26 protein-coding genes are annotated in these 26,589 nt (G+C 73.6%); 14 read left to right on the top strand and 12 right to left on the bottom strand.

What is annotated here, in order from left to right; translation table 11 throughout:
* Positions 1–498, top strand: a 498-nt coding sequence (locus GC722_RS09425) for an MFS transporter (RefSeq protein ID WP_156609892.1), incomplete at its 5' end; no start/stop codon positions are given.
* Positions 499–561: 63 nt separating this feature from the next.
* Here the strand turns inward: GC722_RS09425 and GC722_RS09420 are convergent.
* From GC722_RS09420 to GC722_RS09405, 4 genes are read right to left on the bottom strand one after another with little or no spacing between them, the layout of a single operon-like run.
* Complete coding sequence (locus GC722_RS09420) at positions 562–1,326, bottom strand: ABC transporter permease (protein WP_156609633.1); 765 nt, start codon at positions 1,324–1,326, stop codon at positions 562–564.
* Positions 1,323–2,156: an ABC transporter ATP-binding protein gene (locus tag GC722_RS09415; protein WP_156609632.1), complete on the bottom strand. Its 834-nt coding sequence runs from the start codon at positions 2,154–2,156 to the stop codon at positions 1,323–1,325. The genes GC722_RS09420 and GC722_RS09415 overlap by 4 nt, the downstream gene beginning before the upstream one ends.
* A 25-nt stretch (positions 2,157–2,181) precedes the next feature.
* Positions 2,182–2,541 (bottom strand): DUF1048 domain-containing protein, encoded by a 360-nt coding sequence (locus GC722_RS09410; protein ID WP_156609631.1) that lies wholly within the window; start codon positions 2,539–2,541, stop codon positions 2,182–2,184.
* A 2-nt stretch (positions 2,542–2,543) separates the two neighbouring features.
* Entirely contained in the window at positions 2,544–2,894 is a 351-nt protein-coding gene (locus GC722_RS09405) for a PadR family transcriptional regulator (protein WP_331714609.1), read from the bottom strand.
* 196 nt (positions 2,895–3,090) lie between these two features.
* On the opposite strand from GC722_RS09405, the gene GC722_RS09400 reads away from it, so the two are divergent.
* A complete protein-coding gene (locus GC722_RS09400) occupies positions 3,091–3,729 on the top strand; it encodes an NAD(P)-dependent oxidoreductase (RefSeq protein WP_156609630.1) in 639 nt (212 codons plus the stop codon).
* A 12-nt stretch (positions 3,730–3,741) separates the two neighbouring features.
* Here the strand turns inward: GC722_RS09400 and GC722_RS09395 are convergent, their stop codons facing one another.
* The 3 genes from GC722_RS09395 to ligD all read right to left on the bottom strand — a co-directional run bounded on the left by GC722_RS09395 (position 3,742) and on the right by ligD (position 7,900).
* Positions 3,742–5,154, bottom strand: coding sequence for a serine hydrolase domain-containing protein (locus tag GC722_RS09395; RefSeq protein ID WP_156609629.1), 1,413 nt, complete (start codon positions 5,152–5,154; stop codon positions 3,742–3,744).
* 71 nt (positions 5,155–5,225) lie between these two features.
* Complete coding sequence (gene ku / locus GC722_RS09390; RefSeq protein ID WP_331714608.1) at positions 5,226–6,203, bottom strand: non-homologous end joining protein Ku; 978 nt, start codon at positions 6,201–6,203, stop codon at positions 5,226–5,228.
* A gap of 71 nt (positions 6,204–6,274) precedes the next feature.
* Positions 6,275–7,900: a non-homologous end-joining DNA ligase LigD gene (gene ligD, locus GC722_RS09385; protein ID WP_156609628.1), complete on the bottom strand. Its 1,626-nt coding sequence runs from the start codon at positions 7,898–7,900 to the stop codon at positions 6,275–6,277.
* A 79-nt stretch (positions 7,901–7,979) separates the two neighbouring features.
* Between ligD and GC722_RS09380 the strand changes: the two genes are divergently transcribed.
* Together GC722_RS09380 and GC722_RS09375 are read left to right on the top strand one after the other, a co-directional pair.
* On the top strand, positions 7,980–8,318 hold the full coding sequence (locus GC722_RS09380) for an HIT family protein (protein ID WP_331714607.1): 339 nt from the start codon (positions 7,980–7,982) through the stop codon (positions 8,316–8,318).
* A 4-nt stretch (positions 8,319–8,322) separates the two neighbouring features.
* Positions 8,323–9,360 carry an alpha/beta hydrolase gene (locus GC722_RS09375; RefSeq protein WP_156609626.1) on the top strand — a complete coding sequence of 346 codons (1,038 nt, stop codon included), beginning with the start codon at positions 8,323–8,325 and terminating at the stop codon, positions 9,358–9,360.
* 25 nt (positions 9,361–9,385) lie between these two features.
* On the opposite strand, the gene GC722_RS09370 is transcribed toward GC722_RS09375, so the two are convergent.
* The gene (locus GC722_RS09370; protein WP_156609625.1) at positions 9,386–10,816 is read right to left on the bottom strand and encodes a hypothetical protein; all 1,431 of its coding nucleotides are present in this window, start codon (positions 10,814–10,816) and stop codon (positions 9,386–9,388) included.
* An 81-nt stretch (positions 10,817–10,897) separates the two neighbouring features.
* On the bottom strand, positions 10,898–11,878 hold the full coding sequence (locus GC722_RS09365; protein WP_197429930.1) for an alpha/beta fold hydrolase: 981 nt from the start codon (positions 11,876–11,878) through the stop codon (positions 10,898–10,900).
* Positions 11,879–11,967: 89 nt separating this feature from the next.
* On the opposite strand from GC722_RS09365, the gene GC722_RS09360 reads away from it, so the two are divergent.
* Positions 11,968–12,552, top strand: a complete 585-nt coding sequence (locus GC722_RS09360; protein WP_156609624.1) for a TetR/AcrR family transcriptional regulator — start codon at positions 11,968–11,970, stop codon at positions 12,550–12,552.
* Here the strand turns inward: GC722_RS09360 and GC722_RS09355 are convergent.
* Both GC722_RS09355 and GC722_RS09350 read right to left on the bottom strand, forming a co-directional pair.
* Positions 12,533–13,534, bottom strand: a complete 1,002-nt coding sequence (locus GC722_RS09355; RefSeq protein WP_231747553.1) for an LLM class F420-dependent oxidoreductase — start codon at positions 13,532–13,534, stop codon at positions 12,533–12,535. The two genes, GC722_RS09360 and GC722_RS09355, sit on opposite strands and share 20 nt — an antisense overlap.
* A 45-nt stretch (positions 13,535–13,579) precedes the next feature.
* Positions 13,580–14,755, bottom strand: a complete 1,176-nt coding sequence (locus tag GC722_RS09350) for a GNAT family N-acetyltransferase (protein ID WP_197429929.1) — start codon at positions 14,753–14,755, stop codon at positions 13,580–13,582.
* Positions 14,756–14,835: 80 nt separating this feature from the next.
* Between GC722_RS09350 and pepN the strand changes: the two genes are divergently transcribed.
* The 7 genes from pepN (at position 14,836) to GC722_RS09315 (ending at position 24,110) form a co-directional block, all read left to right on the top strand.
* Entirely contained in the window at positions 14,836–17,301 is a 2,466-nt protein-coding gene (pepN, locus tag GC722_RS09345) for an aminopeptidase N (RefSeq protein ID WP_156609622.1), read from the top strand.
* 184 nt (positions 17,302–17,485) lie between these two features.
* Positions 17,486–19,126, top strand: a complete 1,641-nt coding sequence (locus tag GC722_RS09340; protein ID WP_156609621.1) for a peptide ABC transporter substrate-binding protein — start codon at positions 17,486–17,488, stop codon at positions 19,124–19,126.
* 104 nt (positions 19,127–19,230) lie between these two features.
* A complete protein-coding gene (locus GC722_RS09335; protein ID WP_331714606.1) occupies positions 19,231–20,151 on the top strand; it encodes an ABC transporter permease in 921 nt (306 codons plus the stop codon).
* Positions 20,144–21,094 carry an ABC transporter permease gene (locus tag GC722_RS09330; RefSeq protein ID WP_156609620.1) on the top strand — a complete coding sequence of 317 codons (951 nt, stop codon included), beginning with the start codon at positions 20,144–20,146 and terminating at the stop codon, positions 21,092–21,094. The genes GC722_RS09335 and GC722_RS09330 overlap by 8 nt, the downstream gene beginning before the upstream one ends.
* 7 nt (positions 21,095–21,101) lie before the next feature.
* Positions 21,102–22,199 carry an ABC transporter ATP-binding protein gene (locus GC722_RS09325; RefSeq protein WP_156609619.1) on the top strand — a complete coding sequence of 366 codons (1,098 nt, stop codon included), beginning with the start codon at positions 21,102–21,104 and terminating at the stop codon, positions 22,197–22,199.
* Positions 22,196–23,254, top strand: a complete 1,059-nt coding sequence (locus GC722_RS09320; protein ID WP_156609618.1) for an ABC transporter ATP-binding protein — start codon at positions 22,196–22,198, stop codon at positions 23,252–23,254. Before GC722_RS09325 ends, GC722_RS09320 begins: the two co-directional genes overlap by 4 nt.
* Positions 23,255–23,345: 91 nt before the next feature.
* Positions 23,346–24,110 carry an alpha/beta hydrolase gene (locus tag GC722_RS09315; RefSeq protein WP_197429928.1) on the top strand — a complete coding sequence of 255 codons (765 nt, stop codon included), beginning with the start codon at positions 23,346–23,348 and terminating at the stop codon, positions 24,108–24,110.
* 93 nt (positions 24,111–24,203) lie between these two features.
* Here the strand turns inward: GC722_RS09315 and GC722_RS09310 are convergent, their stop codons facing one another.
* Positions 24,204–25,094, bottom strand: a complete 891-nt coding sequence (locus tag GC722_RS09310; RefSeq protein WP_197429927.1) for a hypothetical protein — start codon at positions 25,092–25,094, stop codon at positions 24,204–24,206.
* A gap of 74 nt (positions 25,095–25,168) precedes the next feature.
* Here GC722_RS09310 and mshB point away from each other — a divergent pair, with 74 nt between their 5' ends.
* Together mshB and GC722_RS09300 are read left to right on the top strand one after the other, a co-directional pair.
* Complete coding sequence (gene mshB / locus GC722_RS09305; RefSeq protein WP_331714605.1) at positions 25,169–26,077, top strand: N-acetyl-1-D-myo-inositol-2-amino-2-deoxy-alpha-D-glucopyranoside deacetylase; 909 nt, start codon at positions 25,169–25,171, stop codon at positions 26,075–26,077.
* Positions 26,074–26,586 carry a flavin reductase family protein gene (locus tag GC722_RS09300; RefSeq protein ID WP_156609616.1) on the top strand — a complete coding sequence of 171 codons (513 nt, stop codon included), beginning with the start codon at positions 26,074–26,076 and terminating at the stop codon, positions 26,584–26,586. The genes mshB and GC722_RS09300 overlap by 4 nt, the downstream gene beginning before the upstream one ends.
* The last annotated feature ends 3 nt before the right edge of the window (positions 26,587–26,589 follow it).

Raw genomic sequence — 26,589 nt, 5'->3', positions numbered from 1 at the left:
TTCCTGTGGCTGCCGTCCCTGCTGGTCGACGAGGGCTTCACCCTGGTCAAGTCCTTCCAGTACACGCTCACCATCACGCTGGCCCAGCTGCCCGGCTACGCCGTCTCGGCGTGGTTGATCGAGGTGTGGGGACGCCGCGCCACGCTGGCCACCTTCCTGGTGGGCTCGGCGATCAGCGCGCTGCTGTTCGGCACCGCCGACGCGCCGGCCACCATCGTGGCCTTCGGCATGATGCTGTCCTTCTTCAACCTGGGCGCCTGGGGGGCGCTGTACGCGGTCGGCCCGGAGCTGTACCCGACCGGCGTGCGGGGCACCGGTGCCGGGGCGGCGGCCGCGTTCGGCCGGATCGCCTCGATCATCGCCCCGCTGGTGGTCCCGCCGCTGGCGGCGCTGGGCGGCAACCCGACCGTGTTCGCCGTCTTCGGGGCGGCCTTCGCGGTGGCCGCCGCGGCCGCCTTCTGGCTGCCGGAGCTCAAGGGCCGCCCGCTCACCGACTGAGCCCGGTCCCGGACGCCCGGACGTCCGGCGCGCCTGCGGCGGGCCGGACGTCACGGACGGGGGTCAGCGGGTCCTGCGGCGGTAGGCGGCGCTCGCCACCCCGTAGGCGAGCACCAGGACGCCGACCAGCCAGCCGAGGGCGACCCAGATGTCGGAGCCCACCGGCTGCTCGGCGAGCAGGGCCCGGATGGTGTCCACCACGGAGGTGACCGGCTGGTTCTCGGCGAACCAGGCGACCGGTCCGGGCATGGTGGTGGTGGGCACGAACGCCGAGCTGATGAAGGGCAGGAAGATCAGCGGGTAGCTGAAGGCGCTGGCCCCGTCCACGGTCTTGGCGGTCAGGCCGACCAGGACGGCGATCCAGGTCAGCGCCAGCGTGAACAGCACCAGGATGCCGGTCACCGCCAGCCAGGCGCCGACGGAGGCGCCGCTGCGGAAGCCCATCAGCAGGGCCACCCCCACCACGACCGCCACCGAGACCAGGTTCGCGGCCAGCGAGGTGAGGACGTGGGCCCAGAGCACGCTCGAGCGCCCGATCGGCATGGACTGGAAGCGCTCGAGGATCCCGCCCTGCAGGTCGAGGAACAGCCGGTAGGCGGTGTAGGCGACCCCGGAGGCGATGGTGATCAGCAGGATGCCGGGCAGCAGGTAGTTGACGTAGGACTCCGGTGCGCCGGTCTGGATGGCGCCGCCGAAGACGTAGACGAACAGCAGCATCATCGCGACCGGGGTGACCGCGGTGGTGATGATGGTGTCGGGGCTGCGCAGGACGTGGCGCAGCGAGCGGCCGGTCAGGACGCCGGTGTCGCCGAGGACGGTGGTACTCATCGGGGTTCCTCTCCTGCCGGGCCGGTCCCGCGGGTGGGACCGCCGTCGGCGGTGGTGGTCGCGCCGTCGTCACCGACGAGCGCGAGGAAGACGTCTTCGAGGGAGGGCTGCTTCTCGACGTACTCCACCCGGGCGGGCGGCAGCAGCTGCTTGAGCTCGGCGAGGGTGCCGTTCTGGATGATGGTGCCGCGGTGCAGGATGGCGATGCGGTCGGCGAGCTGCTCGGCCTCGTCCAGGTACTGGGTGGTGAGCAGCACCGTGGTGCCGCCGCGGGCGAGGTCCTGCACCGTCCGCCACACCTCCGCCCGCGCCTGCGGGTCGAGGCCGGTGGTGGGCTCGTCGAGGAAGATGACCGGCGGGTCGCCGATCAGGCTCATGGCGATGTCGAGCCGGCGCCGCATCCCGCCCGAGTAGGTGGAGGCCCTGCGGTCCCCGGCCTCGCTCAGCCCGAACCGGGCCAGCAGCCGGTCGGCGATCGCGCCCGGGTCGTCGAGGTGGCGGAGCCGGGCGACCAGCACGAGGTTCTCCCGGCCGGTGAGCACCTCGTCGACGGCGGCGAACTGCCCGGTCAGGCTGATGGAGCGGCGGACGTCGCCGGGCTGGGCCACGACGTCGAAGCCGTGCACCGTCGCGGAGCCGGCGTCGGGCTGGAGCAGGGTGGCCAGGATGCGGACCAGCGTGGTCTTGCCGGCCCCGTTGGAGCCGAGCAGCGCGAAGATGCTGCCGGCCCGGACGTCGAGGTCGACGCCCTGCAGCACCTGCAGGTCCTGGTAGGCCTTGCGGAGCCCCCGGACGCGGATCACCGGGTCGGGGGTCTGGGTGGTAGTCATGGTGCTCCCTCTTCTCAGGTCGCGGTCAGGCGCCGGCGGCGCGGTCGATGGCCTCGGTCAGCCGCTGGCGCTCCTTGTCGATCCAGCGCGCGCCCTCGTAGGAGCGGGTGAAGTCCTCGGCGAACCCGACGGGGTCGTCGCCGACGATGTCCCTGACGGACGTGCCGTCGGCGGCCGCCCGCTCCCACAGGTCGGCGAGGTCGCCGAGCATGGTGACGAGGGTGTCGCCCTCGACGAATCCGCCGTAGTGCAGGAAGTACCGGTGGAAGGCCTTGGCGGCGCCGCGGTAGGGCTCGGGCAGCGCCTCCAGCCTCGCCATGAACTGCCGGTACTGCTTCTTCTGCTCGAGCGAGCCGGTGAGTGCTTCGATCCACTTCGCGGCCATGGTCAGGCTCCTTCGTCTGGGGTGTGCTGGATGTCGGTGCGGAGCTGTTCGAGGCGTTCTGAGAGGAAGCTCCAGGTCCTCCAGAACTCGTCCAGGTACTCGCCGCCGTCGGCGTTGAGGGAGTAGACCTTGCGTGGCGGGCCCTTCTCCGAGGGGACCTTCTCGACGTCGACGAGGCCGCGCTGCTCGATCCGGACGAGCAGGGCGTAGACGGTGCCCTCGGCGATCTCGGTGAAGCCCTGGTCGCGGAGCCGCGCGGTGATCTCGTAGCCGTAGGCCGGCTGCGAGGCCAGGAGCGCCAGGACGATCCCCTCGAGGGTGCCCTTCAGCATCTCGGTCCGCTGCTTGCTCACAGGTCCTGCTCCTCGCTGCTACTTGGTGACGTTGAGTACTGGTACATAGTAAGCACGAGTACCGGTAGATAGCAACACTGAATACCGAGGTGGTGCGAGGAGGACGCCCGCGGCGCCGGACCGCGACGGGACTAACCGGCCGGGCTCGCGGGTTGCAGGCTCGAGAAGACCCGTCCACCGAGGAGGAGCGCAGCCCATGGCCAGCATCGTCGTCGTCGGAGGCACCGGCTACACCGGCGCCGCCATCGTCCGGGAGGCCGTCGCCCGCGGTCACCAGGTCGTCGCCGTCAGCCGCTCACGGCCGCACGACCCGGTCGAGGGCGTGCGCTACGTGACGGGCCCGGCCGAGCAGGTGGCCGCCGACGTGGTGCCCGGCGCTGACGCCGTCGTCGCCACGCTGTCGCCGCGCGGCGACATGGCCGGACGGCTGGTCGAGGTCTACACCGAGCTGGCCCGGCTGGCTGCCGACGCCGGGGCTCGCTACCTGCAGATCGGCGGCTTCAGCTCGTTGCGTCCGGCTCCCGGGGCACCCCGCTTCGTCGAGGGGGAACTGGCGGAGGAGTACCGCGCGGAGGCGCTGGAGGGGGAGGCGACCCGGGTGATGCTCGCCGAGCGGGCCCCCGAGCAGCTGGACTGGGTGTTCGTGAGCCCGGCCGGCTCCTACGGCGCCTGGGCGCCGGGGGAGCGGACCGGCCGCTACCGCGTCGGGGGCGAGGTCGCCCTCGTCGACGCCGAGGGCGGATCGCGCATCTCCGGTGCCGACTTCGCCGCCGCGGTGGTGGACGAGATCGAGAACCCGACCCACCACCGCGAGCACATCGGCGTGGCCTACTGAGGCCGGCCCGGATCAGTCCGGGCAGCGCAGCGTGTCGAGCTCGCCCTGGTGCAGCGGGACCGTGCGCCAGCGCGCGGTGGCCGTGCCGTCGGCCTCGGAGCAGGTGACCACCAGCCGGTGCGGGGTCTCCAGGAAGGCGACCTCCACCTGCAGCGTGCCGGCCTGCGGCCAGCCGGCCGAGGCGGCCACCGGGACCGGTCCCTGCCGGCCGGCCGCCTCGCCGACCAGCCAGTCGCCCGGGGCAGCGCCGACCTCCAGCCGGCTGGTGCGCTGGTGCAGCGTCAGCCGCACCAGCTCCTCGCCGGCCTGCACGGTGACGGCCGTCAGCCCGGGCGGGGTGCGGTCGTCCGCGTCGACCACGGTGAGCTCGCGGGGGGTCGCGTCGGGTGCGGCGGGGCCCGAGCCGACCGCGACCGGGTCGAGCCGCAGCTGCTGCAGCCGCTGCGCCAGCTCGGTCTCGGCGTCGGCGTCGGGGTGGGCGCCCAGGGCGGGCAGCAGGTGGGCCCAGACGGCGTCGAGCACGGTCTGCATGTCCTCGGTGGCGGCGGTGGTGGCCACGACGGCGTCCTGCTCGGGCAGCACCAGGCAGAACTGGCCGTAGGCGCCGTCGCCGCGGTAGCCGTGCCGGCTCATCCAGAACTGGAAGCCGTAGCCCTGCTGCCAGTCGGGGTTGGGCTCGCGCTCGTTGGAGACGTGCGCGCGGGTGGCGTCGGCCACCCACTCCTCGTCGAGCAGCTGGACGCCGTCCCAGCGTCCGCGCTGCAGGTAGAGCTGTCCCAGCCGGGCGATGTCCTCCGTCCGCGCGTGCAGCCCGGTGAACCCCATGTCGTCCTCGCCGTGACGCAGCCAGCCCACCTCGCCGATGCCCAGCGGGTCGAGCAGCCGCGGCCGCAGGTACTCGGTCAGCCGGTGGCCCGAGCGGCGCTGCACGATCCGGCCCAGCGTGAAGGTGCACGGCTGGTTGTAGGCGAAGACGGTGCCCGGCTCGGCCTCGGGCGGGGTGAGCAGGAAGCCGCGGACCACGTCCACCGGGTCGACCGCCACCGCCCGCTGCAGCGTCTCGCCGGTGTGCCCGCTGGCCATCGCGGCCACGTGGCGCACCCGCATCGCCCGGCTGCGCGGGTCGGTCACCTCGGCGTCGAGCTCGGGGAAGTGCGACAGCACGGTGTCGTCGAGGTCGAGCAGCCCCTCGGCGACGGCGAACCCGGCTGCGGTGGAGGTGAAGCTCTTCGACAGCGAGTACAGCAGGTGGCGGCGCTCGGCGGTGTACGGCGCCCACCAGCCCTCGGCGACCACGTGGCCGTGGCGCAGCACCATCAGGCTGTGCATCTCGGTGCCGGCGGCGTCCAGCGCATCGAGCAGGGCCAGCACACCACCGGCGTCGACCTGCTGGGCGGAGGGGGTGCTGCGGGGCAGTGGCGTCATGGCGATCACCGTAGACCCCGCGGGGGCGGCCGGCCGACCCGCCGACCAGCGAGCGTCCCGCCCGGGGGTGCTCAGCCGGCCCGGCGCGACCCCTCGGCCTCGGCCACCGCGGCCGCCAGCTCGTCGCGGGTCATCGACGAGCGTCCTGGCAGCTCGAGCTCCTGCGCCCGCGCGTACAGCTCCTGCTTCGAGGCCCCCGACAGGTCGGCCTGCTTCCCGCCGGCCTTCCCGCCGCTCCCGCTCCCGCCCGCGGAGCCGCCACCGCGCCGGCCCTTGGCGGCGTCGAGCGAGGCCCGCAGCGCCGCCACCAGGTCGACGACCTCGCCGCCGCGGTCGGGCTCGTCCTCGGTGACCACCTCGCGGTCCTCCCGCTTGGCCGCGATCAGCTCCTCCACCCGTTCGGTGTAGGTGTCGGTGTACCGCTCGGGCTCCCACGGCCCGCTCATCGCCTCGATCAGGTCGATGGCCATCTGGACGTCCTTGCTGCGCGGGGACGCCATCTTCGGCACGTCGTCGAGCACCTCGGCCGGGTCGCGCACCTCGTCGGCGAAGTACATCGTCTCCAGCACGAGCACGTCGCCCGACGGGCGCACCGCGGCGAGGTACTGCTTGCCCCGCATGACGAAGGTGGCCACGGCGATCCGCTGCGCCTTGGTCAGCGCGGCCACCAGCAGCGCGTACGGCTTGGCGGCGGTCTCGTCGGTGGGGGCGAGGTAGTAGCTCTTCTGGTAGTGCACCGGGTCGATCTCGGCGGCGTCGACGAAGTCGGTGATGTCGATGGTGCGGCTGCGCCCGGGGGCGACCGAGTCCAGCTCCTCGTCGGTGAGCACCACCCAGCGGCCGTCCTCGACCTCTGCGCCGCGGACGATGCGCTCGTGCGGGACCTCCTCGCCGGTGTCCTCGTTGACCCGCTTGTAGCGGATCCGGGAGGTGGTGCCCTCCTCGAACTGGTGGAAGCGGACCTCGTGCTCGGAGGTGGCGGTGTACAGCCCCACCGGCACGCTGACCAGTCCGAAGGACAGCGCTCCCGTCCAGATCGACCTCGCCACGACCTCTCCTCTCTGCTGCGTCCCCGTGTCCTCGGGGTGCTCGCTGCTGCTCTACCCGCGCACCGCCCGGCTCACCGGACGGCGGGCAGCTGCTGGTCGTGGCGCTGGACGTCGGCGAACAGGTCGCCGCGCTCGGCGAGCCGCCGGGCCATCGCCGCCAGGGTGAACCCGTCGGGGCGCAGCGTCGGGTCGTCGAGCTCGTCCCAGTCGATGGGTGCCGACACCGGAGCGCCCGGGGCGGGCCGGGGGCTGTAGGGCGCCACCAGGGTCTTGTTGATGGCGTTCTGGGTGTAGTCCAGCCGGGCCAGCCCGCCGCGGTCGCTGACGTTCCACTTCCAGCTGACCAGCTCCGGCACCACCGCGCCCACGCTGCGGGAGACGGTCTCGGCCCAGGCCCGGGTCTCGTCGAAGCCGGGTCCCTCGCAGATCGGCACCCAGATCTGGATGCCGCGGCGGCCGGTGACCTTGGGACGGCCGTGCACCCCCAGGTGCTCCAGCGCGGTCCGGTGCAGCCGGGCCATCAGCAGGGTGTCCTCCCACGACGTCCGCTCGCCGGGGTCGATGTCGAACAGCACGTAGGAGGGCCGGTGCGGTGACCCGGTGCGCGACGTCCACGGGTGCCACTCCAGCGCCCCGAAGTTCGCCGCCCACACCAGCGCGGCCGGTTCGTCGACGACGAGGTACGTGCGCGTCTCGCCCGGGTCGGCCTCCGGGTTCTCCCAGCGCGGCAACCAGTCCGGGGCGTGGCCGGGCAGCTCCTTGTGCCAGAAGCCCTTGGTGCCGGCGCCGTTGGGGTAGCGGTGCATGTTCAGCGCCCGGCCGGCGAGGTAGGGCAGCGCGACCGGGGCGACCTGCGCGGTGTAGCGCACGAGGTCGCGCTTGGTGACCGGCTCGCCGCCCTCGCGGGCGGGGAACAGCACCTTGTCGAGGTTGGTGAGCCGCAGCGAGCGGCCGAACACCTCCCAGGTGCCCTTGACCCCCATCTCGTCGAGGGCTGCGAGCTCGTCGGCGCCCGGCGGGTCGGGGACGGGCACCCGCAGCGCGATCGAGGCCCGGTCGGCCGGCAGGTCCGAGCGCCACAGCCGGTCGGGGTCGTCGCGCACCTCGTCGTTGGTGCGCCCGCTCAGCACCGAGCGGGGGTGGTCCTCGGCGTCCCAGCCGCTCACGGCGTGCTCGTCGTGCTTGTGCAGCATCATCCACTGCTCCTTGCCGCGGCTGCCCCGCTCCTTGGTGCGCACCAGCACGAAGCGGCCACGGATCTTCTGCCCCTGCACGTCGACGTGCAGCGTGCCGCCGGCCAGCTCCTCGGCGGGGTCGACGCCCTCGGCGGGCTCCCAGGTCCCGGCGTCCCAGACGATGACGTCGCCGCCGCCGTACTCCCCGCTGGGGATGACGCCCTCGAAGTCGATGTACTCCACCGGGTGGTCCTCGACGTGGACGGCCAGCCGACGGACGTCGGGGTCCAGCGTCGGACCCTTGGGCACCGCCCAGCTGACCAGCACGCCGTCGATCTCGAAGCGGACGTCGTAGTGCAGCGCCCGCGCCCGGTGCCGCTGCACCACGAACCGTCGCCGGCCACCGGCGGGCTCGGGGGCGGGGGAGCCGGCGGGCTCGGGGGTCCGGCTGAAGTCCCGCATCGACTGGTACCGGGCCAGCGGGACGTCCTGCTCCGACCTGCTGGTCCGCGCCCGCGCCATGGTCCCACCGTGCCACGTCGCCGCCGCGACCTGCCACGGGGTGCTGCCGCGGGGCCCGGTCGGCTGTGATGATGAGCGCGTGCAGCCGTACACCGGGTCCGACTTCTACTGCGACGTCGCCCTCCGCGACACCGCCGCCCTCGACGTCGTCCACGAGGACGAACGGGTGCTCGCCTACCACCACACGCGCCCGTTCTGGGACGTCCACCTGGTGGTGGTGCCGAAGCGGCACATCTCCTCGCTGACCACGGCGACCGCCGCCGACGCCGAGGACCTGCGGGCGCTGCTGGTCGTGGTGCAGCAGGTCGCCCGCACGGTGGAGGAGCGCTACGGCGCCGCCTGCGTGGAGACCAACCTCGGCGCCTACCAGGACTCCAAGCACCTGCACGTCCACGTGCACTGCGGCGACGTGCGGTAGCGGGGTGGTCGGGCAGGGGAGCGGGACCGGCGCGCGCCCGGTCCGCCGCGTCCTGCGCTGGTCCCTCGTGGTGCTGACCGCGGTCGTGCTCGGGGTCGTCGTGGCGTTCCAGGTGAGCCCCTGGCCCACCACGCTGCTGGTGCGCTACTCCCCGGACGTCAACGGCCAGGCCGCGCTGGCGGCGCTCGAGGCCCACGTGCCGCCGGGGGTCACCGGCGTGGTGGACGAGGCCTACGCCGGCGACCCGGACGCCCGGCTGGACGTGTTCTACCCCGAGGGCACCACCGAGGCGCTGCCCACGGTGGTGTGGGTGCACGGCGGTGCGTTCGTGGCCGGCACCAAGGACGGCACCACGGCCTACGCCAAGATCCTCGCCGCCTCCGGCTACACCGTGGCCTCGGTGGAGTACACCAAGGCGCCGGAGGGGCGCTACCCGCTGCAGGTGCAGCAGGTCGCGGCCGCCCTGCAGCACCTGCAGACCCACGCCGGCCGGCTCCACGTCGACACCGCCCGGATGGTGCTGGCCGGCGACTCGGCCGGGGCCCACATCGCCTCGCAGACCGCGCTGGCCGTCACCGACGGGGACTACGCCGCGGCCGCCGGTCTGCCGCGGGCCCTCCGCGCGTCCCAGCTGCGCGGTGTGGTGCTGGCCTGCGGCGCCTACGACCTGACCATCCCCGACTACTCCGACGGGGTCATGGGGCGGGTGCAGCGCGACCTGCTGTGGGCCTACACCGGCGAGAAGCACTTCGAGGACGATCCCCGTATCGCCTACGCCTCCATCCCGCAGCACGTGACCCCGGCCTACCCGCCGACCTTCCTCACCGCGGGCGACGAGGACCCGCTGGAGCCGCACTCGCACGCGCTGGCCGAGGCGCTGCGAGCCCAGGACGTCGAGGTCGACAGCCTCTTCTTCCCCGCCGACCACCGGCCGGGCGTCGGCCACGAGTACCAGTTCGACCTGGACCGCCCGGAGGGCCGGCAGGCGCTGGCCCGGATCCTGGGGTTCCTCGAGCGGGTCACCGCCCCGGCCCCGGGCTAGGCCGGGCGGGCGGCGGGCACGGGCGTCAGTGGAAGGTGTTGAGGTACAGCGCGCGCTCCAGGTCGGCCACGCGGTCCGGGTCGCGGGTGAGGCCGACCTTGCCGTTCGTGGCGGCGACGTGGACGTCCGACGCGGAGCCGCAGCCCTCGACCAGCGCGTCGACCCACTGGTGCTCGTGGCGGTAGAGCGCCACCTCGACGCCGGCGGCCACCAGCGACAGGACGAGCTCGGCCAGCTGCGGGTGGACCCGGCCGGCGCCGTCGGCGCCGGAGAGGCTGAGACGTCGCAGCGAGGGGATCCGTGTCAGCACGCTGCCCTCGGCGCCGTCGAGGGAGAGCCGCAGCCGGGTCAGCGGCAGCCGTGCCAGCGGACCCAGGTCGAACTGGGCCGTCTGGCCGACGAGGGTGAGGGCCCGCAGCTCGGGCAGCGCGGTCAGCGGGGTGATGTCGCGGACCCCGGGCGAGCCGTTGACCAGCACGGTGAGCTCCTGCAGCGCCGTGCACCCGGCCAGCGGGGCGAGGTCGAGCTCGTCGAGGACGACGAGCCGCAGGCGCCGCAGCCCCGCCACGGCGTCGATCCCGGTCAGGTCGCTGCAGACGTCGAGGTCGAGCCCGCCGGCGCGGGGGAGGAACACGGCGGCGGCGAACGTGCGCCGGTCGAACCGGGGCCAGGCCCGGTGCAGCTCCGTCAGCAGCGCCGAGGACGGCTGGTCGGTCGCGTAGCGGGTCATCACGTCCAGGGCGGCGGGGGTGGCGATGGTGCCCAGCGCCCGGACGGCCGCGACCACGGCTGCCGCCTTCTGCCGGGGCCGGGGTGCCAGCACCTCGGGGTCGGGGTCGGGGTGCTGGCGCAGCCACTCCTTCACCTGGGACACCTTCTGGGGCGGTTCGTCGACGCCCGGTTCCGGCGCCGTCGCGGTGCTGGGCTGAGACCTGGTGGCGCGCTCGCCGGAGCGACGCAGCTCCGGGATGCGCTGGGCGACGTAGTCGCCCTCCAGCGCCTCGGCCAGCCGGTCGGCCACCGCCGGGTCGGCCCGGACGGCGAGGGCGGCCAGCGCCCACAGCTCGAGCAGGGGCACCGCCAGCCTCGTCGGAGCCCCGTTGTGCTGCTCGGCCGTCCGCGGGTCGTCGACCACCTCCAGCGCGGCCGCGACCAGGACGTCGCCGGCCGCCACCTTGGGCATCCCCTTGAGCACACCGGGGACGTGGGAGTACCGGTCGACCCGCGCCAGCAGCGCGATGCCGTCACCGACGGCGCCGAGCCCGCCCCGGTCGGCCGCGGCCACCAGGAACCGGCTGCCGAGGTCGTCCTGCTCGCGCAGCCGCTCGAGCAGGACCGCCAGCTCGGCCTCGGTCAGCCGCCTGGCCTGCACCGCGTCGCCCGCCGCGAAGCCCCCGTGGCCCACGTCCCCCGGCGTCGTCGCGGCCTCTGCGCCCTCGCGTCCTGGCTCAGCCATCTCGTTCCTCCCCGTGCTGGTCGGCCTCCCGCCCGGCAGAGCCTGCCACGGCCGGGGTTCGCGGCGACGGCCCGAGCCCCGTCAGCGGCGCCGGGCGGTGTGCTCGGCCAGGTCGTCGGCGATCCGCTCCGGCTGCTCGCCGTTGACCGCGTGCGAGGCGCCGGCGTAGACCCGCACCGTCGCCTCCGGCAGCAGCCGCCGGGCGTTCGCGGCGACCTGCTCGGGGTCGTGCATCACCGAGCTGCCGGCGACGACCAGCAGGGTCGGCACCGTGATGCCGGCCACCGCCGCCTCCTCGATCCGGGCCGGCGCGGGCAGGGCCAGCGCGTAGTGCTGCATGCCGAGCTCGATCATGTCGGCCACCGGCACGTCCTCGACCGGGGCCCCGCCCGCCGTCCAGGAGGTGAAGCGGTCGCGCCACGACCTCGGCAGCCAGCGGACGCTGGCCGGCACGGAGCGCAGCACCGCCTCGGGGGACAGGTCGGCGAAGACGAACACCGGGTCGACCAGGGTCAGGCTCGCGACGCGCTCGGGCCGGTGCACGGCGAGGTTGGCCGCCGTCCAGCCGCCGATGGAGAGACCGACGAGGTGGAAGGACTCCTCGGGCAGCTGCTCGAGCACCTGCGCCAGCCACGCGGCCTGGTCGGCGTCGTCCTCCACCGGTCGCTCCTGCACGCTGAGCCCCGGTTCGCCCAGCAGGTCGACGGTGTACACGTCGCCGACCCGGAGCAGGCTGGGCAGGTTGTCCGCCCACACCGGCGAGGCCGAGGCGCGCCCGGGGAGCAGCACCAGGGGAGTGGCGCCCGCGGCGGGCCCGTCGAAGCGGTAGACGCGGACGACGCCGTGGTCGGTGCGCAGGTCGAGGGTGCGGGCGGGGGCCGGCATCTCGGCCAGTGCGCGGCGGTAGGCCTCGACGAAGGCGTCGTGACCCGCGGCGGACGTCCAGTGCCCGACGGGCGCCGACGGCCGCAGCACGGCGACGACGAGCAGGACGACCACGAGGGCCGTCCCGGCCAGGACGAGCCGACCGGTCCGGCGGGGGCGTGAGCGGGCGACTGCCACGACATCTCCTTACCGCATGGTAGGTTTTTCTACCGTACGGTAAAAGAGTCGCTCTGCCAACCGGCTGACGGACCTGCGAGGAGGACGGCATGAGGGAGGGACGGACCAGCCTGACCGAGGAGACGCGCCGCGCCCAGCTGGTCGAGGTGACGATCGACCTGGTGGCCGAGCACGGCTACGCCGGCACGTCGCTGCAGCGGATCGCCGACGCGGCCGGCATCACCAAGCCCGCGGTGCTGTACTACTTCGCCTCCAAGTCGGCCGTGGTGGCCGCCGCCCAGCAGGCCGTGCTGTCCGCGCTGGTGGAGCGGGTGTCGGCCGCGGTCGACGCGGCCGACCCGGCCGGGGCGCCGGCGGCCTACGTGCGCGAGATGGTCGCCCACTTCCGAGAGCACCCCCGCCACGCCCGGATGATGGTGGAGGCGCTCGTCCACACCGGCACGCCGGCGGAGGACTCCAGCGCGCGCTGGGGCCCGCTCGCCGCCCTGCTGCAGGCGGCCACCGGCCAGCCCGGCGACCACCGGGCGCTGGCCCTCGTGGTCGGCGGCGGGATCGACGCGATCGTGGCCGAGCAGATGCGCGACCCCGGCTTCGACTCCGCCGCCGCGGCCGAGGTCCTCGTCGGCCTGCTCCCGGCGGCCGGAGGGCCGCCGGTCAGCGGAGCGCGGGGATGACCTCGTTCTCGAACAGCTCGATGCCGGAGGTGTCGTAGGCGGCCTCGGGGAAGTAGAAGATGCCGTAGGTCATGCCGAGGTCCTTGACCTGCTGCAGCTTCTCGACCACCTGCTCGACGGTGCCGGTGCCCGGCAGGCCGTCGAAGCCCTTGAGCTGGGCCTGCACGCGCTCCTCGCCGAGGTGGGGGGTCACGCGGTCGACGTAGGCGCGGCGGCGCTCCTCGACCTCGGCCTCGTCACGCCCGATGAAGACGTTGTAGTTGGCCGAGCGGGTGATGGCGTCGAAGTCGGTGCCCAGCTCGCGGCAGTGCCCGGCGAGGACCTCCGACTTGTGGGCGAAGCCCTCCGGGGAGCCGTCGAAGTTGGTGTAGCGGGCGTGCTGCGCGGCGATCCGCAGCGTCACCTTCTCACCACCCCCGGCGATCCACAGCGGCGGGCCGCCGGCCTGGCGCGGGAGCGGGAAGCAGAGCGCGTCGTCGACCTGGTAGTGCTTGCCGTCGAGGGTGGCGTGCCCGGTCTCCCAGGCCTGCCTGAAGATCTGCACGCCCTCGTCCAGCATGCCGAGCCGCACACCGGCGCGCGGGAAGCCGTAGCCGTAGGCGCGCCACTCGTGCTCGTACCACCCGCCGCCGATGCCCATCTCCAGCCGGCCGTCGCTGACGTGGTCGATGGTGGCGGCCACCTTCGCCAGGTACATCGGGTTGCGGTAGGCCATGCAGGTGCACATCTGGCCCAGCCGGATCCGGTCCGTGCTGGCGGCCAGCGCCGCCATCAGCGTCCAGGCCTCGTGGGTGGCCTCCTCGCTGTGCAGCGGGGTGGTGTGGAAGTGGTCGTAGACCCACAGGCTCTGCCAGTGCTCGCCGCGGTCGGCCCGCTGGGCCAGGTCGCGCATCACCGGCCACTGCCGGGCGTCCTCGACCTCCGTCAGGTCGAAACGCCACCCCTGTGGCACGAACAGTCCGAACTCCATCGTCGCAGGCATGGCGTCACCCTAGACCGGGGCCCGGACGGCTCCGCCGCGGGCCCGTCAGAAGTAGTCGCGGACGTGGCACTCGCCGGTGAACACGGCGTCCAGCAGGGCGTCGGAGCCGGTCGGCCCGGTCAGCAGACCGGCCCCGCGCAGGCTCGCGCACGACCAGTGGCCGGAGTAGCGGGCGGCGAAGCCGCGGCGGGAGAACGTGGGGACGTCCTCGCGCCGGGGACCGGGCGTGCACGAGGCGCCGCCCTCGCCGTCCAGCTCCAGGGTCCAGCCGCGCCCGCCGGCCGCGTCGGCCACCGTCCAGCCGACCGTCGCCCTGACCGGGGGCCAGCGCCGTCCGGTGCAGGCGGCCGCCACGTCGAGCACCGCCAGCATGTACGGGTGGCGGTCGACGACCTGCCAGTCCGACGTGCGCGCCAGCAGCCGGACCAGGTCGTCGCCGGAGGTGCGGATCTCGATCCGGCCCACCACCGAGGAGTGGCTGCCCAGCGAGGCCAGCAGCGCCAGGTAGCCCTCGGGCCCGCTGGCCATCAGGTCGGGCACCTCCACCTTGGCCTCCGGGCCGTAGCCGGTGCCGCGCTCGAAGCTGCAGTAGCCGAGCAGCTCGCCGTCGCGCTCGGCCAGGGTGATCCCGCTGGGCTCGGCCAGCAGCTCGGCGTCGCCGGCCGGGAAGGCCGGCCCGGTCCGGGTGAGCGGGCCGTTGTGGACCGAGGCCCACCGTCGGTACACCTCGCGCACCGCGGGCACGTCGGCGGGCTCCGCGCGTCGCAGCCGGACCCCCTCGGGGACCCGGAGGGTGGCCAGCGCCCGGGTGGGCACGGCCACCGTGAGCAGGTCGGTCACGACCTCGTAGCCCTGTCCGCGGTAGATGGCCGGAGCGGTCGGGTAGAGCGTCGAGACGGCCGCACCCGCCTCCCGGGCGGCCCCCAGCGCGTCCTCGAACAGCCGCGCCAGCAGTCCGGCGCCCCGGTGCTCGACCGCCACGGTGACCCCGCCGATGCCCAGGCTGGCCAGCTCGGCGCCGTGCCACCAGGCCCGGTGGTCGATCCCGCTCAGCTTGGCCACCAGCCGGCCGTCGGCGAAGGCGCCCACGATCCGCCGGCCCGGCGGGTAGGGGCCCGGCTCGGCGTCGTCGGCCAGCCGCGGCGGACCGAAGGCCTCGTGGCTGAGGGCGTGCGCGGCACGCAGGTCGTCGGCGGTCAGCTCGCGGATCTCGGTGGGCACCGGCCCATCCTGCTCCCCCCGGCGGTCGCCGGCCACCGGGTTCACGCCCCGGCGCCCCGCTCCCGCCCTAGGTTGTGCCCATGCCATCACTCCGCAGGGAGGAGGCGCGCGAGCGCGCCGCGCTCCTCTCGGTGCACTCGGTCCGGGTCGAGCTCGACCTCCGCGACGCCCGCACCGCCGACACCTTCACCTCCACCACGACCCTGCACTTCTCCACCGGCACCGGCGGCGCGACGTGGCGCACCTTCGTCGACGTGTCCTGCGTGCGGCTGCACCGGGCGGTGCTCAACGGGGTGCAGCTGGATGCCGACGTGGTGGACGGCCGGCTCGCCCTCGACGGCGACCAGCTGAACAACGAGCTGGTGGTGGAGGCCGAGATGGCCTACAGCTCCGACGGCGAGGGTCTGCACCGCCACGTCGACCCCGCCGACGGCGAGACCTACCTGTACGCGATGAGCTTCCTCGACGCGGCGCCGCGCTGGTTCGCCTGCTTCGACCAGCCCGACCTCAAGGCCCCGGTCACCCTGCTGGTGCACGCGCCCGGGACCTGGCGGGTGCTGGGCAACGGGCCGGCGGTCGAGCTGGCCCCCGGGCTGGTCGAGATCAGGCAGCCGCGCCCGCTGGCCAGCTACTTCGTCACGCTGGTGGCCGGGCCCTGGGCCAGCGTCCTGGACGAGCACGACGGCATCCCGCTGGGGGTCCACGCCAAGGCGTCGCTGGCCGAGGCGCTGCGCCGCGAGGCCCCCGACGTGCTGGCCGTCACCCGGGCCTCCTTCGACGCCTACCACCGCCTGTTCGGGCTGCGGTACCCCTTCGGGGAGTACCACCAGGCCTTCGTCCCCGACTTCAACGCCGGCGCGATGGAGAACCCCGGCTGCGTCACGCTCCGCGACCAGATGGTGTTCACCGGGGCCGCCGGGGAGTTCGAGCGCTGCGGACGGGCCAGCACGATCGCCCACGAGATGGCCCACATGTGGTTCGGCGACCTGGTCACCATGCGGTGGTGGGACGACCTGTGGCTCAACGAGTCGTTCGCGGAGTACATGGCCCAGCGGGTCTGCTCAGAGGCCACCGGCTACGACGCGTGGAGCGACTTCGGCATCGTCCGCAAGGCGTGGGGGAGCGTGGCCGACCAGGCGCCCTCGACCCACCCGGTCGCCGGCAACGGCTCGGCCACGGCGGCGGAGGCGCTCAGCCAGTTCGACGGCATCTCCTACGCCAAGGGCGCGGCCGTGCTGGGTCAGCTCGCCGTGCACCTGGGGGACAGGGTGTTCCTCGCCGGGCTGCGGGACCACTTCGCCCGTCACGCCTACGGCAACGCGGAGCTGGCCGACCTGATGGCCGCCTGGACCCGGGCCGGCGCCGTCGACCTCGAGGGCTGGCAGCGGGCCTGGTTGCAGACCAGCGGGATGGACCGGCTGGAGGTCGCCCGCGACGACGAGGGCTGGCGGCTCACCCGGGTGGCCCCCGAGGGCGGCAGCGGGCGCAGCCACGCCGTGCAGGTGGCCGCCTTCGGCGCCGACGGCCGCGAGCTGGCGCGGGAGGCGGTGACCGTGGCGGCGAGCCCGGTCAGGCTGGGGCTGCCGGCCGGGTCGCTCGTCGTCCCCGACGCCGACGACGCCACCTGGGCCCGGGTGCGGCTGGCCGACGGCTGGTCCGGGCTGGACGCGCTCGCCTCCCTGGAGTCCACCCCGGCCCGCATCGTGGTGTGGAACAGCGTCCGCGACGGCGTGCTGTCCGCCGAGCTGGACCCGGCGGCGGCGCTCACGCTGCTCGAGGAGCAGCTGCCGGCAGAGCCGAGCGACGTGGTGGTCAAGACGGTGCTGGGGGCCGCGGCGGGGACGTGGGCCGGGCCGTACACCGCAGCGGCCGACCGTCCGGCCGTGGCCGCCCGGCTGGCCGCGCTGGCCGAGACGCTGCTGACCGGGGCCGAGCCCGGCGGCGACCGCCAGCTGGTGGCCTGGCGGACGCTGATCGACACCACCACCGACCAGGACCGGCTGACGGGCTGGTGGGAGGGCACCGGGCTGCCGCCGGGACGCGAGCTGGACGAGGACCTGACCTGGCGGATCGCGGTCCGGATGTCGGTGCTCGGCCGCGACCAGGTGGTGGAGCCCACCCTCGAGCGCCACCCGACGGCGGTCGGGCGGGCGCAGGCGGCCCGCTGCCGTGCCTCGCTGCCCACCGCGGCGGCGAAGGAGTGGGCCCTGCAGGTGGTGCTGCAGCCCTCGGAGCTGAGCGCCTACGAGGTCTACGCGGTGGCCGACGGCCTCTTCCTGCCCGAGCAGCACGAGCTCACCGCCCCGCTCGTGCCGCGGTGGCTCGACGGCGTCGCCGCCACCAGCGGCTTCCGCAGCGGCTGGTCGCTGAGCACGGTGGTGACCCGCTCCTTCCCCGCCGCGCACGTCGACCCGGGCACGCTGGAGCAGGTGGACGCGGTGCTGGCGCGCGACGACCTGGACCCGGCGGTGAGGCGTCCGCTGGTCGACTGCGGGGACGCGCTGCGGCGCGCGCTGACGTCCGTGCAGCGCTTCGGCCGGGCCTGAGCGGCGCGTCGGGGCCGAGGTCACGATTGTGTTGCGCCTGCCGCGCCGACCGGCACCCTGGTTGCAGGTGGTCGGGTGGTCGACTAGAAAGATCGGCATACGCACCGGGATGCGCGAGATATTTCGTCGTCCCTCGTCACTGGCCGTCCGCGATCCGGGCGGCCGTCCCCAAGGAGGACACCACATGCGGGCACGCTCTCGCGCGATGGTCGTCGCCGCCTTCACGTCGGTCGCGCTGCTCGCGACCGCCTGTGGCGGCGGAGACTCGACCGAGGAACCCCAGGCCAGCACCGGACAGGGCGGCGGGGAGATCACCATCAACGGCTGCACCCCCGAGAACCCCTTGATCCCCGGTGGCACCTCCGAGGTGTGCGGTGGCAACGTGCTGGACGCCTTCGTCTCGAAGCTGGTGCACTACAACGTCGACACCGCCGAGCCCGAGATGGACATCGCCGAGTCCATCGAGACCGAGGACAACCAGAACTTCACCGTCACCCTGAAGCAGGGCTACAAGTTCCACGACGGCACCGAGGTCAAGGCCAAGAACTTCGTCGACGCCTGGAACTTCACCGCGGCCGCCGAGAACGCCCAGGCCGGCTCCTACTTCTTCACCCCGATCGAGGGCTTCGACGACGTCCAGTGCGGCGACGACGGCGACTGCGACGCCAACCCGGCCGAGGCCGACTCGATGAGCGGTCTGGCCGTCGTCGACGACTACACCTTCACCATCACCACCACCGAGAAGGTCTCCAACCTGCCGGTGCGCCTGGGCTACAGCGCCTTCGCCCCGCTGCCGGACTCCTTCTTCGACGACCAGGAGGGCTACGAGGCCAAGCCGATCGGCGCCGGCCCGTTCCAGGTCGAGTCCATCAGCAGCACCGAGATGGTGCTGACCAAGTTCGCCGACTACTCCGGTGACTACCCGGCCACCGTCGACAAGGTCACGTACCGCATCTACCAGGACATCTCGGCCGCCTACGCCGACGTGGTCGCGGGCAACCTCGACATCCTGGACCAGGTCCCGCCGGACAACCTGATCGGCGACGCCTACCTCTCCGACCTGCCCGACCGCACCGCCCAGCGCGAGGCCGGCAGCATCCGCTACATCACCTTCTCCCCGGCCGACGAGCAGCTCGCGGACAACCCCGACCTGCGCAAGGCCATCTCGATGTCCATCGACCGGGCCGCCATCGCCCAGACCGTGCTGAGCAACTCCGAGGTCCCGGCCACCGGCTGGGTCTCGCCGGTGGTCGACGGCTACCAGCCGAACGCCTGCGGCGAGGCGTGCGTCTTCGACGCCGCCAAGGCCAAGGCGCTCTACGAGCAGGCCGGTGGCTACGAGGGCACGCTGACCTACACCGCCAACACCGACGGTGCGGGCAACCAGCAGATCGGTGAGGCCATCTGCAACCAGATCAGCAACAACCTGGGTCTGGACTGCCAGTTCAACGGCGTCGTCGACTTCGCCACCTTCAACAACGGCATCGACAGCGACGAGTACACCGGCATGTTCCGCTCCGGCTGGCAGATGGACTACCCGTCCATCGAGAACTTCCTGGCGCCGATCTACCAGGAGGGCGCGGACTCCAACTGGTCCGACTACGCCAGCCCGCGCTTCAACGAGCTGCTCGCCCAGGCGGCCGCGGCCGACGAGTCCGAGGCCAACAGCCTCTACCAGCAGGCCGAGGCCGAGCTGGGCAAGGACTTCCCGACGGCTCCGCTGACCTACCGCAAGACCACCGTCGCGTGGTCGGACCGGGTCAGCAACGTGAAGATCAACCCGTTCGGCGTCCCGGACGTCGCGGGTGTGCAGGTGACGGGCTGAGGCCCTGACGCCACGGTCGGCCCCGGTTCGTCCGGGGCCGACCGTGGCGTGTCCGTCCGTGTCCGTCTGAAGTCCGATTGGCCCGTCGGGGCCGAGGAGGTCGCGTGGGAACCTACGTGCTGCGCCGGCTGCTGCAGATGGTCCCCGTGATCATCGGCTCCACCTTCCTGATCTTCGTCATGGTGTTCGCCATCGGCGACCCGGCCGCCGGACGGTGCGGCGACCGGCCCTGCCCGCCGGCCTACATCGCCCAGTTCCGGGCCGAGTACAACCTCGACGAGCCGCTCGTCGTGCAGTACGGGCTCTACATGCTCAAGGTCCTCCAGGGCGACCTGGGGACCGCCTTCAACGGCCAGGTGGTGGCGACCGAGCTGCTCAACCGCTGGCCCACCACGGTGAAGGTCGCGCTGATCGCGGTCGTCTTCGAGACGCTGATCGGCATCGCCGCCGGCATCCTGGCCGCGCTGCGCCGCGGCCGCTTCCTGGACTACCTGGTCACCGTCTCCAGCCTCGTGGTGATCTCCATCCCCGTCTTCGTCGTCGGCGGCCTGGCCCAGCTGGTGCTGGGGATCCGCTTCGGCCTCTTCCCGGTCACCTCGACCGGCGGCAGCTGGGGCGAGCTGGTGCTGCCCGGGCTGGTGCTCGGCGCCTTCTCCGTGGCCTACATCGCCCGGCTGATGCGCGGCACCCTGATCGAGAACCTGCGCGCCGACTACGTGCGCACCGCCCGGGCGAAGGGGCTGACGCCGCGACGTACCATCGGGGTGCACGCGCTGCGCAACTCGCTGATCCCGGTCATCACCTTCATCGGCTACGACATCGGTGCGCTGATGGGTGGGGCGGTGGTCACCGAGCGCATCTTCAACATCAACGGCATCGGCGGGTACCTGTTCTACGGCATCAACACCAAGGACGGCTCCATCGTGGTGGGCACCATCACCTGCCTGGTGCTGGTGTACCTGCTGGCCAACCTGCTCGTCGACGTCCTCTACGGCGTCCTGGACCCGAGGATCAGCCATGACTGACCCCGCCGGCATCGCGGTCTCCGAGTTCGGCACCCAGCCCGCCGGCGAGGAGCGCAGCGCCGGCCAGGACCAGGTCCGCTCGCTGTGGTCCGACGCCTGGGACTCGCTGCGGCGCAACCCGCTGTTCTGGGTGTCCTCGGCGCTGATCCTGGTGTTCCTGCTGATGGCGGCCGCGCCGCAGCTCTTCACCAGCGCCGACCCGTTCTACGGCGACCTGGCCGTGGCCCGCCAGCCACCGTCGGCCGAGCACGTCTTCGGCACCTCCAGCCAGGGCTACGACGTCTACGCCCGCGTGGTCTACGGCGCCCGGGCCTCCATCATGGTCGGGCTGCTGACCACCGTCGGCACCGTGGTCGTCGGCTCGGTCGTCGGGCTCGTCTCCGGCTTCTACGGCGGCTGGCTGGACGCCCTGCTGTCGCGCATCGGCGAGGTGTTCTTCGCCATCCCGCTGCTGCTGGCCGGCATCCTGGCCGCCTACCTCTTCCAGCCCGGCCCCGGCTCGGGCCTGGTCTCGCAGGTGCTGCGGGTGGTGGCGGTGCTGGTCGTCTTCGGCTGGCCGTCGCTGGCCCGGCTGATGCGCGGCTCCGTGCTGCAGGTCAAGCCCAACGACTACGTCAACGCCGCGCGGGCGCTCGGCGCCTCGGCACCCCGGCTGATCGTGCGGCACATCCTGCCCAACGCGGTGGCGCCGATGATCGTGGTGGCCACCATCAACCTGGGCACCTACATCGCGGTCGAGGCGACGCTGGCCTTCCTCGGCATCGGCCTGCGCGACCCGGCCATCTCCTGGGGCAACGACATCTCGATCGCCTCCAGCATCGGCCTCGTCCGGGCGGCGCCGCACATGCTGCTGTTCCCGTCGCTGTTCCTGTCCCTGACGGTGCTGGCGTTCATCATGCTGGGCGACGCCGTCCGCGACGCCATCGATCCCAAGCTGAGGTGAGGCGAGCATGAGCGAGACCCTGCAGGGCGCCGGACGTCCGGTGCCGGCCGAGTCCAGCTGGACCCCGGTCGACGGCCGGCTGCTCGACGTGGAGGACCTCTTCGTCGAGTTCCGCACCCGCGACGGGGTGGCCAAGGCCATCAACGGCGTCAGCTTCTCCCTCGACGAGGGCGAGACGCTGGCCGTGCTGGGGGAGTCCGGCTCCGGCAAGTCGGTGACCGCCCAGGCGATCATGGGCATCCTGGACAGCCCGCCCGGCTTCATCACCGGCGGCCGGATCCGCTACTGCGGCACCGACCTGCTGGGGCTGACCGAGAAGCAGCGTCGTGAGGTCCGCGGCCCGGAGATCTCGATGATCTTCCAGGACGCGCTGAGCTCGCTGAACCCGGTGTTCCCGGTGGGCTGGCAGATCGCGGAGATGCTGCGGGTGCACCGCGGGGCCAACCGCAGCGACGCCCGCGAGGGCGCGATCCGGCTGATGGAGCGGGTGAACATCCCCGCGGCCCGGCAGCGGGTCAACGCCTTCCCGCACCAGTTCTCCGGCGGCATGCGGCAGCGGATCATGATCGCCATGGCGATCGCTCTCGACCCGGCGGTGCTGATCGCCGACGAGCCCACGACGGCCCTCGACGTCACCGTGCAGGCCCAGATCATGGCGCTGCTGGCCGAGCTGCAGGAGGAGCGCCGGATGGGCCTCATCCTGATCACCCACGACCTCGGCGTGGTGGCCGACGTGGCCGACCGGATCGCGGTGATGTACGCCGGGCGGCTGGTCGAGACCGCCGACGTCCACCCGATCTATGCCGCTCCCGCGCACCCCTACACCAAGGGGCTGCTGGCCTCCATCCCGCGGCTGGACCAGAAGGGCCAGGAGCTGTCGGCGATCGGCGGGCTGCCGCCCAACCTGACCCGGATCCCGCCGGGGTGCCCGTTCAACCCGCGCTGTCCCTACGCCCAGGACGTCTGCCGGCACGACCCGCCGCCGCCGCTGATCGAGGTGCGCCCCGGCCGGCGCTCGGCCTGCCACTTCACCGACCGGGTGCTGGCCGACAGCGAGGTCGAGTTCGACCACACGCACCCGGGAGCCCAGGAGGAGGGACGATGAGCCGCGAGGTCATCCTCAGCGCACGCGACCTGGTCAAGCACTACCCGATCAGGACCGGCGTGCTGCGCCGCACCACCGGGCAGGTCCGCGCCGTCGCCGGCGTCAGCTTCGACCTGTACAAGGGCGAGACGCTGGGCATCGTCGGCGAGTCCGGCTGCGGCAAGTCCACCCTGGGCCGGCTGCTGGTGCAGCTGGAGCGCCCCACCAGCGGGCGGCTGGCGTTCGGCGGCACCGTGGAGGACCTCGACGCCGGCGCCCCCGACGTCGTCGACATGGTGGCCGCCGACGGCAACCGGCTGCGCCAGCTGCGCCGCGACGTCCAGATCGTGTTCCAGGACCCCTACACCTCGCTCAACCCTCGCAAGACCGTGGGCGACATCATCCAGGAGCCCTTCGACATCCACCCGGCCGTGGAGCCGCGGCAGGGCCGCCGCCGGCGGGTGCAGGAGCTGCTCGAGCTGGTGGGGCTGAACCCCGAGCACATCAACCGCTACCCCCACCAGTTCTCCGGCGGCCAGCGCCAGCGCATCGGGATCGCCCGGGGGATCGCCCTGAACCCGAAGGTGCTGGTCTGCGACGAGCCGGTGTCGGCGCTGGACGTGTCGGTGCAGGCGCAGGTGGTCAACCTGATGGAGCGGCTGCAGGACGAGCTGGGGCTGTCCTACGTGTTCGTGGCCCACGACCTGTCGGTGGTGCGCCACATCTCCGACCGGGTGGGGGTGATGTACCTGGGCTCGATGGTCGAGCTCGGCGACGAGGAGCAGATCTACGAACGCCCCACCCACCCCTACACCCAGGCGCTGCTGTCGGCCGTGCCCGTGCCGGACCCCACGCTGCGGGGCCGGCGGGAGGAGATCGTCCTCTCCGGTGACGTGCCCAGCCCGGCCAACCCGCCCTCCGGCTGCCGCTTCCACACCCGCTGCTGGAAGGCCCAGGACGTCTGCGCCGTCGAGCCCCCGCCGCTCGCGCCGCGCCCGGACGGGGTGTCGGCGCACGACTCCGCCTGCCACTTCGCCGAGCCGCGGACCATCGTGGAGACCGTCGACGTCTCCTGAGCGCAGCCTGGCGTCCGGCCGGGCCCCGCGGGGACCAGGCTCCGTGACGTCCGACCGGTGAGCCGGCGCGGGGTGCGGGTAGTGCTCGTCCGTGCTGAGCCGGATGAGCCGTCGCTGGGTGCTGAGCGGGCTGCTGCTCGCGGCGGCGGCCTGCCACCCTTCGCCGCCGCCGCCGCCGCCGCCGCCGCCGTCGCCGCGGTCGCGGCTGCAGCTCAGGGCCCGCCCGGGACCCGTCGGGTCGTCGTCGCCGTCGCCCGGCACCACGACCCTCGACCTGACCAACGGCCGGAAGGGCCTGCTCCGGGTGCCGCGGGGCGAGGTGTCCGGTCTCGTGGTGGCGCTGCACGGCGCCGGCGGTGCACCGGCTGACGCGCTGGGTCTCTTCGAGCCGGTGGCCGACGAGTTCGGCCTGGTCGTGCTGGCGCCTGCCAGCGCCGGCCCCACCTGGTCGATGGTCCGCGGCGGCGCCGATCCCGACACCCCCGCGCTCGACGCCGCGCTGCAGGCGCTGTTCCAGCAGCACAGCTTCGACCCGTCCGAGGTGGGCGTCGCCGGCTTCTCCGACGGCGCCTCGTACGCGCTGTCCCTGGGGCTGGCCAACGGCGACGTCTTCGGCAAGGTGGTGGCCTTCTCGCCGGGTTTCCAGGCGGCCGACCGCCGTCAGGGCCGGCCGGCGTTCTTCGTCACCCACGGCACCCGGGACGAGGTGCTGCCGATCGGGCGCACCAGCCGCCGTCTCGTCCCGGCCCTGCGCCGCGACGGCTACGACGTGACCTACCACGAGTTCGACGGCGGGCACTCCGTCCTCCGGCCTCACGTGGTGGAGAGTCTGCGGTGGTTCTCCGAGATCTCCTGACGGCCCGGCAGCGGAGCCCGTTCCGCTGCGACTACGCAGCAGGACGGGCTCCGCCGTGTCCGAGGTCGGAGCACCGGGGCGCCCGCCGTCGGATCAGCGCGGCTCGACGCGGAACCGCAGCGGCCGCAGCGGACGGTAGGGCTCGACCACCTCGACGTTCTCGAAGGCCACCCCGCCGGGGATGGGGGCGTCGCTGGCCCAGTAGGTCACGCGACCGTTGACGGCCGCGACCAGCCGCGGGTGCGGGTCGGGCACGACCCAGGCCTGCTCGGCGGGCAGCCCGTGCCAGTGCCAGTGCGCCGCCACGCCCGGTGCGTAGACGGCGGCCGCGGGGTCGGGCTCGTCCCCGGTGACCGCCACCACCGCGCAGCCGTCGGCGTCACGGGGCAGCCGGTCCAGGCCGAACCGGGCCCGGCGGGTGAACCGGCGTCCCCGGTGGCGGGGCCACAGCTGCCCGGCTCCGACCGGGCCGTCGGCCAGCCGCAGGGTGCGCAGCCGGGCGTAGTTGCCCATGGTGGCGGTGAGCACGCAGCTGGCCAGCGGGGCCGACCCCGGCCGGGCCGCGGCGGCCAGCTCGACCTCGTGGGGCCGGTCGGCGCGGAAGCGGACGCGCACGTCGACCTCGGCGCCGTTGGCGAAGCGCTCGCAGTGCACCAGCACCGTCAGCGTCGCCACGCCGTCCACCTCGGCCACGGTGCCGGGGTCTGGGCCGTCCTCGCCCGTCCACAGCCGCAGCCCCTGGTCGTCGTCGAGGCGGCTGCGCTCCAGCTCGGAGAACCCACGGCGCCAGCGGCGGCGCGGACGCGGCTCGACGGCCACGTAGTTCACCATCCGCTCCGGCTCGTGGCCGAGGTACGGGGCGTACACCCGCAGCAGCCCCCGCGGGCCGAGCAGCGGCGGCAGCCCGACGCTGAGGCCCTCGCGGTGGCCCCACCGCGGGGCACCTCCGGGCTCGGGGCGGATCCACGGGTCGGCGGCGGGCACGGCGGCAGCCTACGGGCGCCCGCGCGGGCGCCACCCGGCCAGGTCCGGCGTCGGCCCGGTCTAGGATCGGGCGGGTGACCTCCAGCCCGCCGGCCGAGCGCCGGGTGATGTTCGTGCACGCCCACCCCGACGACGAGGCCAGCCAGACGGCGGCCACCATGGCCCGCTACGCCGCGGAGGGGGCCCAGGTCACGCTGGTGACCTGCACGCTGGGCGAGGAGGGCGAGATCGTCGCCGAGGACCTGGCCCACCTGCGCGAGGACGACGCGCTGGGCCGGCACCGGGTCACCGAGCTGACCGAGGCGATGGCCGCCCTCGGGGTGGAGGACTTCGTCCGGCTCGGCGGTGACGGCACCTACCGCGACTCCGGCATGGCCTACGACGAGCGCGGTGGCGTCGTCCCCGCCCCGGTGGTGCACGAGGACAGCTTCTGGCGGGCCGACCTGCTGCAGGCCGCGGACCACCTGGTCGCCCTGATCCGCGACCGGCGCCCGCAGGTGGTGATCACCTACGACCAGTTCGGCGGCTACGGCCACCCCGACCACGTCCAGGCCCACCGCGTCACCACCTACGCGGTGGCGCTGGCCCAGACCGCCAGCTACCGCCGCGACCTCGGGCCGGCCTGGACGGTCTCGCGGCTGCTGTGGTCGGCGATGGCCGTCTCGGCGATGCGGCGGGCGCTGCAGCGGCTGCGCGAGTCCGGTGACACGGAGTCCTTCAGCGACTGGGACGTCGAGGGCGACGAGATCCCGCCGACGCTGGTGGCCGACGACGACATCGACGTCCGGATCCCGGGCGACGACTGGGCGGGCCACAAGGCGGCCGCGCTGCGGGCCCACCGCAGCCAGGTGGACCTCGAGCACCCGTTCTGGCGGCTCATCACCTCCGGGGAGGGCTGGTCCGACGAGTACTACCGGCTGGCCCAGGGCGTCCCCTTCCCCGGTGAGGGGATGGCCGACGACGTCTTCGCCGGGCTGCTGTGAGCGAGGGGGTCAGCGGGGACGAGCTGCGCCGTGCCATGAGCCACCTGGGCGCCGGGGTGAGCGTGGTGGCGGCGCTGGGCGGTCCGGGCAGCGACATCGAGCAGGGCCAGTTCGACGCCATGACGTGCACGTCCTTCACCTCGCTGTCGCTGCGCCCGCCCATGGTGATGGTCAGCGTGCGCCAGGAGGGCAGCTTCCGCCGACACCTGAGCGCGGCCGGGCACTGGGTGGTCTCGCTGCTGGCCGGTGACCAGGAGCCGGTGGCACGGGCGCTGTCGAGGCCCCGGCCGCAGCGGCTGGCCAGCCTGCCGGACATCGAGCTGCGCCCCAGCCCGGTCTCGGGCACGCCCGTCGTGGTGGGCGCCCTCACCTGGCTGGAGTGCCGCACCGAGCGGGTCGTGGACGCCGGCGACCACACCGTGGTGATCGGCCGGGTCGTCGCCACCGACCCCGGCGAGCGCGACGACCCCGCCCTGCTGTACCGCCGTCGCCGCTACCTCACCGGCTGAGCC

This window comes from Auraticoccus cholistanensis (assembly GCF_009742705.1).
Classification (GTDB): domain Bacteria; phylum Actinomycetota; class Actinomycetes; order Propionibacteriales; family Propionibacteriaceae; genus Auraticoccus; species Auraticoccus cholistanensis.
The sequence above is the reverse complement of the archived record's forward strand: the minus strand, read 5'-3'. Positions and strand labels throughout refer to the sequence as shown.

What these genes read in the sequence shown, in the direction of transcription:
- GC722_RS09420 (WP_156609633.1), bottom strand. Translation starts at nt 1,326, where the DNA reads ATGAGTACCACCGTCCTCGGCGACACCGGCGTCCTGACCGGCCGCTCG.
- GC722_RS09360 (WP_156609624.1), top strand. Translation starts at nt 11,968, where the DNA reads ATGAGGGAGGGACGGACCAGCCTGACCGAGGAGACGCGCCGCGCCCAG.
- GC722_RS09330 (WP_156609620.1), top strand. Translation starts at nt 20,144, where the DNA reads ATGACTGACCCCGCCGGCATCGCGGTCTCCGAGTTCGGCACCCAGCCC.
- GC722_RS09370 (WP_156609625.1), bottom strand. Translation starts at nt 10,816, where the DNA reads ATGGCTGAGCCAGGACGCGAGGGCGCAGAGGCCGCGACGACGCCGGGG.
- GC722_RS09325 (WP_156609619.1), top strand. Translation starts at nt 21,102, where the DNA reads ATGAGCGAGACCCTGCAGGGCGCCGGACGTCCGGTGCCGGCCGAGTCC.
- ligD (WP_156609628.1), bottom strand. Translation starts at nt 7,900, where the DNA reads ATGGCGCGGGCGCGGACCAGCAGGTCGGAGCAGGACGTCCCGCTGGCC.
- GC722_RS09355 (WP_231747553.1), bottom strand. Translation starts at nt 13,534, where the DNA reads ATGCCTGCGACGATGGAGTTCGGACTGTTCGTGCCACAGGGGTGGCGT.
- GC722_RS09415 (WP_156609632.1), bottom strand. Translation starts at nt 2,156, where the DNA reads ATGACTACCACCCAGACCCCCGACCCGGTGATCCGCGTCCGGGGGCTC.
- GC722_RS09410 (WP_156609631.1), bottom strand. Translation starts at nt 2,541, where the DNA reads ATGGCCGCGAAGTGGATCGAAGCACTCACCGGCTCGCTCGAGCAGAAG.
- GC722_RS09340 (WP_156609621.1), top strand. Translation starts at nt 17,486, where the DNA reads ATGCGGGCACGCTCTCGCGCGATGGTCGTCGCCGCCTTCACGTCGGTC.
- pepN (WP_156609622.1), top strand. Translation starts at nt 14,836, where the DNA reads ATGCCATCACTCCGCAGGGAGGAGGCGCGCGAGCGCGCCGCGCTCCTC.
- GC722_RS09395 (WP_156609629.1), bottom strand. Translation starts at nt 5,154, where the DNA reads ATGACGCCACTGCCCCGCAGCACCCCCTCCGCCCAGCAGGTCGACGCC.
- GC722_RS09400 (WP_156609630.1), top strand. Translation starts at nt 3,091, where the DNA reads ATGGCCAGCATCGTCGTCGTCGGAGGCACCGGCTACACCGGCGCCGCC.
- GC722_RS09320 (WP_156609618.1), top strand. Translation starts at nt 22,196, where the DNA reads ATGAGCCGCGAGGTCATCCTCAGCGCACGCGACCTGGTCAAGCACTAC.